This is a genomic window from Evtepia sp. (assembly GCF_056797215.1).
Genome location: NZ_JBQILM010000005.1, coordinates 20,278 through 32,001, shown reverse-complemented (window position 1 = coordinate 32,001; position 11,724 = coordinate 20,278). Strand labels below are relative to the sequence as shown.

Sequence of the window (11,724 nt, the reverse complement as noted above, 5' to 3'; positions counted from 1 at the left end):
CGGCCCTTGAAAGGCCGGGATCACTTTTTCTTCTCCTGCTTCCCTTGGCTGGGACGTTTCTTCCGGGCCTGGGTCGCTTTGCGGCGCTGTTTGGCCCGGGCGGCCCACTGGGCCAGGGTATCTCTCCCCTGGCCGTAGGCCTCTGGGTCTAACTGGGCCAGCTTTTCCGCCACCGAGGCGGCCAGACCTACGTCGGTGAGGGCCACCATGGCGCAGCTCTTCCGGCCCAGGCAGGCCCCCAGGGCCGTCTTGTCCAGGGGCAGGGGCAGGGTTATGGTCTTTACGGCTTGGGTGAACTGGTGAGCCCGGCGGATGGTGTTGTCCGCAGCGTCGCAGGCCAGCAGCAGCAGGTACGCTTTGTGCGCCCGGCAGGCCGCCCCGACTGGCTCCTCCCCCACGGCAAGCCGTCCCGCTCTGAGCGCCAGGCCCAGAAGGGAGGTCATGCTATCCATCCGTGCCGCCCCCTTCCATCTGGCCCTCTAGCGCATCGTAGACCTCCCCGGGGATGGGGAGGCTGAAGGCGCGTTCCAGGGCTTTGGACTTGCGCACCTTCTTCAGGCAACTGGGGTCAGGGCAGAGGTAAGCGCCCCGGCCGGGCTGTTTGCCGTGGAAGTCCAAGGAAATCTCCCCCTGGGGAGAGCGGACCACCCGGATCAGCTCCCGCTTGGGCTTCATTTCCCGGCAGCCAAGGCATTGCCGCAATGGGATTTTTTTTGGCATGGGGACGCCTCCTTTTTTATCGTAACCAACAGGCGGATAAGCCGCCTGGGGTTCTTACAGGGTATCTTCGCTGTTCTCTTCCTCCGGCTGGGACACCTCTGCTGGGGCTGCGCTGTCCTCAGCCTCGGGGCTGTCCTCTTCCAGCATTTCCGCCTCCGAGTCGGTGGCGGGGGCCTCGGTGCCCACGGCTGGTTCTGTTTCTTGGGAATCTTCCTCGGGATCAGCAGGGTCAGCCGTCATGCTGTCCGCCAGGTCTGCTTCCAGACCGTCTTCCTCGGGGAAGCTGTCGTCCTCTTCCAGGGCTGCCTGGGCCTCGGCCAGGGCGGCTTCGGCGGCGGCAGCGGCGTCCTCTTCCTCCCACTCGTGGGCGGAGGACTGGGACTTGATGTCGATTTTATAGCCGGTGAGCTTGGCGGCCAGGCGGGCGTTTTGGCCCTCCTTGCCGATGGCCAGGGAGAGCTGGTCGTCGGGGACCATCACCCGGCAGCTCTTGCTCTCCTCCCTGGGGACGACGGAGAGCACGTCGGCAGGGGAGAGGGCGGCGGCGATGTACACCGCCGGGTCGTCGTTGTATTTGATGATATCTACCTTTTCGTTGAGCAGCTCCGCCACCACGTTGTTCACCCGCTGGCCCTTGGGGCCTACGCAGGCGCCGATGGGGTCCACGTTCTCGTCGGCGGACCACACCGCGATTTTGGTGCGGCTCCCGGCCTCCCGGGCGATAGAGCGGATTTCCACGGTGCCGTCGTAGATTTCCGGCACTTCCAGCTCGAACAGGCGCTTTACCAGCCCCGGATGGGTCCGGGAGATGAGCACCTGGGGGCCCCGGCTGGCCCGGCGGACCTCCACCACATAGACCTTGATGCGCTCCCCTTCCCGGATGACCTCCCCCCGGACCTGCTCGGAGGGGGAGAGGTAGGCGTCGGTGGTCTCACCGTTGCTGGAAATGCGCAGGGACACGGCCCCGTTGCGGGGGTCCACCCGGGTGACGGTGCCCAGGAGCATTTCGTGTTCCTTGGAGCTGAACATGTCATAGATCATGTTGTGCTCCGCCTCACGCATTCCCTGGATAATCACCTGGCGGGCGGTTTGGGCGGCGATGCGGCCGAAGTTGCGGGGTTTGATCTCCATGCGCACCACGTCGCCGATCTGGGCGGTGGGGAGGCTGGCACGGGCTTCGGTGAGGGAAATCTCCGTATAGGGGTTATCCACTTCTTCCACCACGTCTTTTTTGACAAACATACGGACGGTGCCGGCGGCCTCGTTGGCGTCGATCATCACATTGTCGGTGATGCCCTCGTGGTCCCGCTTATAGGCGGTAATCAGGGCCTGGGTGATCTTCTCCATCATATAACTTTTAGGGATGCCCTTTTCCTGTTCGATGAGGGCGATGGCGGCGAAAAATTCTGCGCCGTCTAGCTCGTTGCTCTTTGCTGCTTTCGCTGATCTTTTAGCCATGGCGAAATATTCTCCTCATTGCAATTGCATAAACTATATCTGAAGGGTCAAAGGGGTTCAAAAACTCAAGTGCAGGCGCACAACGGCCACGTCTTTCTTGGGCAGGGTCACCTGTTCCCCGTCCAGATCCAGGACCACATCCCCGCCGTCATAGCCCATCAGGGTGCCGGTGCAGCTCTTTTGGCCGTTCACCGCCTGGTAGAACTTCACGTCCACCTGGGCCCCCAGGTAGGCGGCGAAATGCTCCGGCTTTTTCAGGGGCCGGTCGGCGCCAGCGGAGGAGACCTCAAAGGTGTAGGCGTCCTGGATAGGGTCGGCTTCGTCCAGCAGGGGGTCCACGGCGCGGCTGACGGCCTCGCAGTCGTCAATGGACACGCCGCCTTCCTTATCGATATACAGGCGCAGGTACCAGCTCCCGGCCTCTTTGAGATATTCCACATCCCACAGGGAGCAGCCGTTGTCCTCCACCACGGGTCGGGCCAGGTCAGTCACCAGTTCAGTGATCTTAGACATGAGAAACCTCCATAAAGAAAGAGCGGGGCAAGCCCCACTCTCTTATACTTCCATCTTGAAAACACGCTTATTATACCACGCCGGGGGGATGCTTGCAAGGGGCTTGGGTCAAATTCATGAAAAAATATGGAGGGATTTGCAAACAATAGAAGGGACGCCCCGCCAATGCCCGTCCAGGAGGCATAGTGCCGGCCTTTTGAGGATAAGGTATCGTGTATATGGCGATGTTGGGGAAAATGTGAAGGAATTATAAACAATGGAAAAACTTCCCCTGGGGGCCTTGCCGAAAAACCTTCCTTTATGTATAATGGTTAAAATTATAACGTGGGACACCATGGGGATGCAGGCGCATCCTTGCGGAAGAGGAGTAAAAGGAGGACCCGATTTTGGCTCAAACTCCAAATGATTATCACCGGAACCGCCCCTCTGGCGGGTCGAGAGACTCTCAGGGCAGGTATCCGAACCGAAATATAGATGGGCAGAACAGGAATCAACAGTCAGAACTGGACTATGAGTGGCTGTCCTATGACGACCAGCCCCGGCGCAGAGGGGAGAGCCGCAGTGCTTACGACAGCTGGGAGGATGGGCCCTACCGGGGGGGCGGACAGCACCGCGCCTCGTCCTCCGGCCCCGCCCCAGGGGGGAATGGGCCCAGGAAGAAGAAACGAAAGAAAAAGGGACACGGAGTCTTGAAGGCCATCTACGGCACCGTTGTGATTTTGGCGGCGGTGATTGTGGTGTGTTACGGCGTCTATAAAGTCGTCCTGCCTGCCCCGGAGATTCCCGCGGACAACATCGGGAACCAGCAGATGCAAGAGGGCGTGGCCCCCAGGGTGGGCGGCGGCCTCTATCCACGCAGGGAGCAGACCTATACCTTCCTGCTCACCTGCCCCGACCAGGAGAGCGGCAACGCCGACGCCATCATGGTGGTCACCTATGACGTGCCAAACCAGAAGCTGGGGATGCTCTCAGTTCCCAGGGATACCCTGGTCAAGGAGGACTATCCGAAGATCAATGCCTCCTATCATGGTGGCATTGAAAACTTGGAGCGGGTGGTGACGGAGCTGCTGGGGATCCCCATCGACTTCACGGTGGAGATCGACCTGAACGGCTTCATTCAACTGGTGGACGCCGTGGGGGGCATTGACTTTGACGTCCCGGTGGAGATGTATTATGAGGACTACACCCAGGACCTGGAAATTTACTACCAGCCGGGGATGCAGCACTTGACCGGCCAACAGGCTATGGAGATTTGCCGCTTCCGAAAGAATCCTGATGGCACTGGCTACCCCTTGGGGGACGTCCAGCGCTCGGAGACCATCCAGAACGTGATGAAAACCGTGGCAAAAAAGGTTGTTTCCTGGTCCAGCATCACCAAGGTCAATGACTATTTGAAGATATTCCAGGACAATGTGAAAACCAACCTCAGCGCCACCAATATGGCATGGTTCGCCAGCCAGGCTCTGAGCTTGGATTTGGGCACAGGGATCCAAGGGGGCACCCTGCCAGGGGATGGTACGGTGAAATACAGGGATGTGGACTGGTGTTATCAGCTCTATCCAGAGGAAGCCCTGACCCTGATCAACGACCTGGTGAACCCCTATACCCAGACCATGAGCCTGACGGATTTGAATATCTTCCAGGCAAAGAAATAAGGGAAACAAAAAGCGGAGGGATGGCCCTCCGCTTTTTTAGTCTTTTTGTGTGGGGAAGTGGGGGACATCAGTGGAAGGGATGAAGCCCCCAAGCCTCCCGCAGGCCTTCCAGCTCCCGTACCGTGGATTCCGGCATCACCCGTGTACAGTTCAGGGCGTTCAAGTGCAGGCTCACCTGGGCCAGCTGTTCCAGGCTTTCCATGCGGAACCAGGCCCGCTCCATGGTGGCCCCCCAGGTTACGGCCCCATGGTATTCCAGCAGGGCCCCCCGGCAGCTCCGGCAATGGGGGGCCACACCGTCGGCCACCTCTTGGGTCCCTGGCAGGGCAAAGGGGATTAGGGGCACAGCCCCCAACTGGACCACTGCCTCTTGCAGGACAGGCTTGTCCAAGGGGATGCCTGCTGCGGCAAAGGCGGTAGCGGCAGGGGGGTGGGCGTGAACCACAGCCCGGACCTCCGGGTTTTCCTGATAGATGCGCAGGTGCAGCTTGGATTCGGAGGAGGGCTTCCAGTGGCCTTCCAGCACCTGTCCCTCCATGTCCAGCTTTACCAGCATTTCCTCCCCCAGGGCCCCCTTGGATACCCCAGAAGGGGTCACCCACAGGGCGTTGCCGCCCACCCGGAGGCTGAGGTTGCCGTCGTTGGCAGCCACCAGCCCCCGCTGGTAGAGCCGCAGGGCGGCAGAGAGGATTTCTTGCCGGGCCTGGTGGTCGCTGATGTAGTGGCTCATAGGGAGGCCTCCTTCCAACGGGGCCCAAAGAGCTGGGCAAAGCTCTCGGCAAAGGGAGGGTAACAGATACCCTTCTCCGTGACGATGGCGGTGATGAGGCTATGGTCGGTGACATCAAAGGCGGGGTTGTAGCACGTTACCTCCGGTAGGGCGGAGGGGGCGGCGAAAAACTTCTCCTTGATTTCCTCCCCGCTGCGCAGCTCAATGGGGATATGGTCTCCGTCGGGGCAGGAGAAGTCGATGGTGGAGGAGGGGCCCAGCACGTAGAAGGGGATGCCGTAGTGCTTGGCCAGGATGGCCACCCCAGAGGTGCCGATCTTGTTGGCGGTGTCCCCGTTCCGGGCCACCCGGTCGCAGCCCACGAAGCAGGCGTTGATCTTTCCCTCCTTCATTACCAGGCTAGCCATGTTGTCGCAGATCAGGGTGCAGTCCACCCCTGCCCGTTGGAGCTCATAGGCGGTGAGCCGGGCGCCTTGGAGCAGGGGGCGGGTCTCGTCACACCAGGCGTGGAGGGGGATGCCCCGCTCCTTGGCCAGGAAGAGGGGGCCCAGGCCGGTGCCATAGCGGGAGGTGGCCAGAGGCCCCGCGTTGCAGTGGGTGAGGATGCCGTCCCCCGCCTTCACCAGAGAGAGGCCGTATTCCGAGATGGCCCGGCACATCTCAATATCCTCCCGGTGGATGGCCAGGGCCGCTTCCCGCATGGCATCCTGGATGGAGGCCACGTCCATGCAGGGCATAGAGGCTGCCACCGCCACCATCCGGTCCAGGGCGTGGCGCAGGTTCACCGCTGTGGGACGGGAGGCGTTGAGGTAGTCCCGGTGGCGCTGGCACTCCGCCAGGAACGGGGCGTAGTGGGGGGCCTTGCTTTGGAGGGCCAGCACATACAGGGCGTAGGCGGCGAAAATCCCAATGGCGGGGGCCCCCCGGACCCGTAGGCTGGCGATGGCCTCATAAAGTTCCTCTGGGGTAGACAGCTCCAAATAGACCGTCTGATTGGGCAGCAGGCTCTGGTCCAGAATCCGCACCGCCCGCCCGTCATCGGAGAGGCGGACATTGTCCACATGGGTGACTTGTTCCAGTTCCAATGTATGTCACATCCTTTGCATTCCAGTTTATTTGCTACCATTGTAACAAGAAGCGTGGGGAAAAGCAACGCGGAAGGATGTCCCGGCGGGAGAAAGGGAGAAATAGGGGCGGGTGAAAAAATGGATTGTGCAAAATGCCGAAGGGCAAAATGACCAAAGGAGACAGAAAACTCCCGGGCTAAGACAAAAAAAGTGGACAAAAGAGGGTTTTCTAAGAATTAAAACCTGTTTTTTTCCGGGAAAACAAAAACGAAGGGAGAAATTGCGACAAAAAGTGCAGGATTTCTTGCATAAACCTGGCTGTTTTTGCAGGAAATATGCTGGAATAATTTGTGCAAAAGGTGTATTTCATTTTTGAGAAAATGATGTTATTATGTTCACAAGTTACAGGACAACCGATGTTAAGTCCCGTATTCTTAAGATTCACAACAGCTTGTCTACCTAGTGGAGAGCTGTCGCGAATACTGGTTTCGGAACGCCGGAGCCAGCGGATCCCTAAATTATTTTTATATTTGAATGGGAGGAAATCTATTATGAGACTGAAAGACACTGGCATGAGCGCCGCTGAACTGAAGGCCCAGGTCAAAAAGTACATGATCGAGACCTATGAGCGTATGGACTTCGTCTGCGACCATGCAGAGGGCATCTATATGTATGACGAGAACGGTGAGCCCTACCTGGACTTCTATGCAGGTATCGCTGTTAACTCCCTGGGTAACTGTAACCCCAAGGTCGTTGCTGCTGTCATCGACCAGGTTCAGGACGTCATGCACACCTTCAACTATCCGTACACCATTCCCCAGGCCATCCTCTCCAAGGAGATCTGCGAGGCCGCCGGCATGGACAAGATCATCTATCAGAACTCCGGTTCCGAGGCCAACGAGGCCATGATCAAGATGGCTCGTAAGTACGGTGTTGACCATCATGGTCCCGAGCATTTCGAGATCATCACCGCTAAGAAGTCCTTCCACGGTCGTACCCTGGGCGCCATGACCGCTACCGGTCAGCCCGAGTCCGCCATCCAGGTCGGTTTCGGCACCCTGCCCGTCGGCTTTAAGTATGCCGAGTACAACAACGTGCAGGCTTTCGCTGACGCCATCACTCCCAACACCTGCGCTATCATGTTCGAGCCTGTTCAGGGCGAGGGCGGCGTGTTCCCCGCAACCCAGGAGTTCATGGAAGGCATCCGTAAGCTCTGCGACGAGAAGGGCATCATGTTCCTGCTGGACGAAGTCCAGGCTGGCTGGGGCCGTTGCGGCGCTTTCATGTGCTATCAGACCTACGGCGTGAAGCCCGACGGCGTGTCCATGGCTAAGGCTATGGGCGGCGGCATGCCCATCGCTGCTGTCTGCGCTACCAACGAGCTGGCTTCTGCTTTCACCCCCGGCTCCCATGGTTCCACCTATGCTGGTCATCCTGTGGCTTGCGCCGCTTCCCTGGCTCAGCTGCGTGAGATGCTGCGCATCGACGCTCCCAAGAACGCTCAGATCGTTGGCGATTACTTCGCTGAGAAGCTGGCTAAGATGCCTCACGTCAAGGCTGTCCGTCATCGCGGCCTGTTCGTCGGCGTCGAGCTGGAAGACGGCATCAACTCCGTGGAAGTCAAGCATCACTGCATCGACAACCACCTGCTGGTCACCGCTATCGGCTCCAACATCATCCGTATGGTGCCTCCTCTGATCATCCGTGCTGTTGACTGCGACGTCGCTGTCGAGAGACTGTCTGCCGCTATCAACGCTGTTGCGAAGTAATTTTTGCAAGATTAAGAGTTGAACAGCAATCAACCCCCGCTGGCTTCGGCCAGCGGGGGTTCTTATCTTTTCGGAATCAGTATGTGAAAAAGCCTCCCAAAGCTTGGGCCCACAGGCACGAATCAGAACGCGTCAGGCTATATCCCCTCATTGAAAACGGCGAAGTTCTTTTTGTGACCTGTTTGAGCCTTAAAAAAGAGGGCCTCCCATACGGGAGGCCCTCTTTTATTATGAACTTAGAACGTGTTATTCTTCTTCATCCAAAATGAAGGAAACCAACAGATCCTCTGCGTTCACCCGGTCGCCGGGGACCACATAGAGTTTATCCACCTTGCCGTTGACCTTGGAGACAAAGGTGGTTTCCATCTTCATGGCCTCCACGATCATCAGCGGCTGGTTGACCTTCACCTCGTCGCCCTCCTTCACCAGGACGGTTTCCACAGTGCCGGGGATGGTGGAGCCCAGGTGGCAGGGGTTGTTTTTGTCGGCCTTGAGCTTACGGTCTTCCAGGACTTCCAGGGTCTTATCCAAGACCTTCAGTTCCCGGAGCACGCCGTTGACCTCGAAGGTCAGGATGCGGTAGCCCTCCTTGTCCGGATCAGACATGTGGTCGAATTTGATGATGATATCCTGGCCATTGCCCGCCTTGAGCACGGTCTCCTCGCCCTGGCGCAAACCATAGAAGTATACATGGCTTTCCAGGTTGGTGACGTCGTTATAGGCCTCGAAGTGGGTGCAGTAGTCCTCGTAGACCTTGGGATACAAGGCATAGCTGACGGCTTTTTGGGCCATCTCGAAGTCGGAATAGCCGGACATGTCGTACTTTTCCTTGAGGTGGGCGATGATCTCCTCAAAGTTTACATCAGGCAGCAGGGTGCCCGGGCGGACCGTGATGGGCTCGATGTCCTTCAGGACGATCTTTTGCAGCTCCTTGGGGAAGCCGCCGTCAGGCTGGCCGATCATGCCCTTGAAGAAGTCCACCACGGAGTCGGGGTAGGACAGGCCTACGCCGTCGGTGAGGATGTTGTCCATGGTCAAATCGTTCTTGAGCATGAAAATGGCCATATCGCCCACCACCTTGGAGGAGGGGGTGACCTTAATCAGGTTGCCCAAGAGGATGTTAGCCTGACGGTAGAGCTCTTTGATTTTTTCAAACTCGTCCTTGGAGCCCATCTCTGTGACCTGGGCCAGGAGGTTGGAGTACTGGCCGCCGGGGATCTCATACTTGTAGATCTGGGCGTTGGGGGCGACCATGCCGCTTTCGTTGGACTTATAGACCTTGCGGACGTGCTCATAGTAACGACTTAACTCATCCAAGCCCTCGAAGTCTAGGCCGGTGTCCCGCTCGGTCCCCCGGAGGGCTTCCACCACAGCGTTCAGGGAGGGCTGGCTGGTGCAGGAGCTCATGGACTCAATGGCCAGGTCCGCGATATCCACCCCGGCCTCGGCAGCTTTCAGCACGGTGGCCACACCGGCACCGGTGGTGTCGTGGGTGTGCAGGTGGATGGGGATGTGCAGCTCGCTCTTGAGGGTTTCCACCAGCTTCTGGGCGGCATAGGGCTTCAGCAGACCTGCCATGTCCTTGATGGCCAGGATGTGGACGCCCATATTTTCCAGCTCGTGGGCCTTTTTGACATAGTAGTCCAGGGTGTACTTGACCTCGTTGGGGTTGAGGATATCGCCGGTGTAGCAAAGGGCGCCCTCTACGATCTTGCCGGTTTTCAAGGCTTCCTCAATGGGCATCTTCATGTTCTCGATCCAGTTCAGGGAGTCGAACACACGGAAGACGTCAATGCCGTTGATGCCGGAGATGCGAATGAACTCCTTCACCAGATTGTCGGGGTAGTTGCTGTAGCCCACGGCATTGGAGGCCCGGAGAAGCATCTGGATCAGGGTGTTGGGCATCCGCTCGCTGAGGATTTCCAGGCGCTTCCAGGGGGATTCCTTCAGGAAGCGGTAAGCGGTGTCATAAGTGGCCCCGCCCCAGGCTTCCACGGAGAACGCGTTTTGGAACACGTAGTTAGAGGCACGGGCGGCCCCCACGATGTCCTTGGTACGCATCCGGGTGGCGATGAGGGACTGTTGGGCATCACGCATGGAGGTGTCTGTCACATACAGTCGCTTTTCCCCCAGGATTTTCTGGGTGAAGCCCTTGGCGCCCAGCTTCTTGAACTCATCCTTGGCACCGTAGATGGGGATGGTCTCGTCAAACTTGGGCAGCACCCGGTCCTCGAAGTAGGGCTTGTTGCCAGCGGAGACGTTGACGATCTTGTCCCCCAGGAAGTCCAGGATTTTGGAGGCCCGGTCCAGGGAGTGGGTGAGGGTGAAGAGCTCCGGGGTCTCCTCAATGAAGGTGGTGTAGCAGCGCCCATCCTGGAAGGTGGGGTTGTTGATAACGTTGATGAGGAAGGAGATGTTGGTCTTGATCCCCTGGATTTTGATCTCCCGCAGGGCACGGCGGGACTTGGCCACAGCGCCCATAAAGGTACGGTCGAAGGAGCAGATTTTTACCAGCAGGGAGTCATAATAGGGCAATATCTCTGCGCCGGTGTAGATGTTGCCGCCGTCCAGACGGATGCCGTTGCCGGAGCCGGAGTGGTAGACGCTGACCTTGCCGGTGTCGGGGAGGAAGTTGTTGGAGGGGTCCTCGGAGGTGACACGAGTCTGGATGGCGTAGCCGTGGCACTGGATGGACTCCTGGGAGGGGATGTTGATCTCCGGGGAGTTCAGGGGATAGCCCTCGGCAATGAGGATTTGGGAGCGGACGATGTCCACGTCGGTGACCAGCTCTGTGACGGTGTGCTCCACCTGGATTCTGGGGTTCATCTCGATGAAGTAGGGGTTGCCCTCCAAGTCCACCAGGAATTCACAGGTGCCGGCATTGCGGTAACCCACCTGCTTGCACAGGCGCAGGGAGCTTTCGAAAATTTCCTGACGGGTCTTTTCCGGCACGGAGAAAGCGGGGGCGTATTCCACCACCTTCTGGTGGCGGCGCTGGACGGAGCAGTCGCGGTCGTAGAGGTGGACTACGTTGCCATAGTGGTCCGCCAGGACCTGGACCTCCACGTGCTTGGGGCCCCGCAGGTATTTTTCGATAAAGACCTGGTCGTCACCAAAGGCCTTTTTGGACTCGTCGATGGCCTCTTTGAACTCTTTGGCCATATCGGCTTCCTTGTAGACGATACGCATGCCACGTCCGCCGCCGCCGTTGGAGGCCTTGAGCATGATGGGGTAGCCTACCTTCTTGGCCACCTCGATGGCTTCGTCCAAGGTTTTCATGGCGTGGTCCACACCGGGGATGATGGGGACCTGGGAGGCGATGGCGATCTGCTTGGAGGAGATTTTGTCGCCCATGGCGTTCATGCTCTCCACTGTGGGGCCGATGAAGGTGATGCCGTTGCGCTCGCATTCCTCCACCAGGTTGGGGTTTTCTGCCAGGAAGCCATAGCCGGGGTGGATGGCGTCGATGTTGTGTTCTTTGGCGATTTTCAGAATGCCTTCAATATCCAAATACGCATCGATGGGCCCCTTGCCAGGGTTCAAGGGGTAGGACTCATCGGCGATGGTCCGGAACATGGCGTATTTGTCCTCCTTGGAGTAGACGGCCACCGAGGTGATGCCCAGCTCCTTGAGGGCGCGGAAAACGCGGATGGCGATTTCGCCCCGGTTGGCGACCAACACGCGCTTGAAGGTTTTGATGCGTACTTCACTCATAGAGACAAACTCCTTACTTGTGTGGGTTTGCATGGGAAGCCCCATACTTTGATTCAATTTTATTATACACGAAAGGCAAAACCCCCGCAAGGGCTAGC

9 protein-coding genes and 1 pseudogene are annotated in these 11,724 nt (G+C 58.5%); 3 read left to right on the top strand and 7 right to left on the bottom strand.

Features of this window, described 5'->3' with window-relative positions; all coding sequences use genetic code 11:
- Positions 1-20 precede the first annotated feature (20 nt).
- From ACTOZL_RS02130 to rimP, 4 genes and pseudogenes are all read right to left on the bottom strand, one after another.
- Positions 21-452, bottom strand: a complete 432-nt coding sequence (locus ACTOZL_RS02130) for a L7Ae/L30e/S12e/Gadd45 family ribosomal protein (protein WP_482476429.1) — start codon at positions 450-452, stop codon at positions 21-23.
- Positions 445-720, bottom strand: coding sequence for an RNase P modulator RnpM (gene rnpM / locus ACTOZL_RS02125; RefSeq protein WP_482476428.1), 276 nt, complete (start codon positions 718-720; stop codon positions 445-447). Before rnpM ends, ACTOZL_RS02130 begins: the two co-directional genes overlap by 8 nt.
- Before the next feature lie 339 nt (positions 721-1,059).
- Positions 1,060-2,178: pseudogene (nusA, locus tag ACTOZL_RS02120) on the bottom strand (transcription termination factor NusA); the annotation flags it as partial.
- Between the two features lie 57 nt (positions 2,179-2,235).
- Positions 2,236-2,691: a ribosome maturation factor RimP gene (gene rimP, locus ACTOZL_RS02115; RefSeq protein ID WP_482476427.1), complete on the bottom strand. Its 456-nt coding sequence runs from the start codon at positions 2,689-2,691 to the stop codon at positions 2,236-2,238.
- Positions 2,692-3,077: 386 nt separating this feature from the next.
- Between rimP and ACTOZL_RS02110 the strand changes: the two genes are divergently transcribed.
- The gene (locus ACTOZL_RS02110) at positions 3,078-4,346 is read left to right on the top strand and encodes an LCP family protein (RefSeq protein WP_482476426.1); all 1,269 of its coding nucleotides are present in this window, start codon (positions 3,078-3,080) and stop codon (positions 4,344-4,346) included.
- A gap of 67 nt (positions 4,347-4,413) precedes the next feature.
- On the opposite strand, the gene ACTOZL_RS02105 is transcribed toward ACTOZL_RS02110, so the two are convergent.
- Both ACTOZL_RS02105 and mtnA read right to left on the bottom strand, forming a co-directional pair.
- Positions 4,414-5,076 (bottom strand): class II aldolase/adducin family protein, encoded by a 663-nt coding sequence (locus ACTOZL_RS02105; RefSeq protein WP_482476425.1) that lies wholly within the window; start codon positions 5,074-5,076, stop codon positions 4,414-4,416.
- Positions 5,073-6,161 carry an S-methyl-5-thioribose-1-phosphate isomerase gene (mtnA, locus tag ACTOZL_RS02100; protein WP_482476424.1) on the bottom strand — a complete coding sequence of 363 codons (1,089 nt, stop codon included), beginning with the start codon at positions 6,159-6,161 and terminating at the stop codon, positions 5,073-5,075. Before mtnA ends, ACTOZL_RS02105 begins: the two co-directional genes overlap by 4 nt.
- Positions 6,162-6,273: 112 nt before the next feature.
- On the opposite strand from mtnA, the gene ACTOZL_RS02095 reads away from it, so the two are divergent.
- Both ACTOZL_RS02095 and ACTOZL_RS02090 read left to right on the top strand, forming a co-directional pair.
- Positions 6,274-6,519 (top strand): hypothetical protein, encoded by a 246-nt coding sequence (locus ACTOZL_RS02095; protein WP_482476423.1) that lies wholly within the window; start codon positions 6,274-6,276, stop codon positions 6,517-6,519.
- Between the two features lie 175 nt (positions 6,520-6,694).
- Entirely contained in the window at positions 6,695-7,912 is a 1,218-nt protein-coding gene (locus ACTOZL_RS02090; RefSeq protein ID WP_482476422.1) for an aspartate aminotransferase family protein, read from the top strand.
- A gap of 246 nt (positions 7,913-8,158) precedes the next feature.
- On the opposite strand, the gene ACTOZL_RS02085 is transcribed toward ACTOZL_RS02090, so the two are convergent.
- Positions 8,159-11,626, bottom strand: a complete 3,468-nt coding sequence (locus ACTOZL_RS02085) for a pyruvate carboxylase (protein WP_482476421.1) — start codon at positions 11,624-11,626, stop codon at positions 8,159-8,161.
- Positions 11,627-11,724 lie beyond the last annotated feature (98 nt).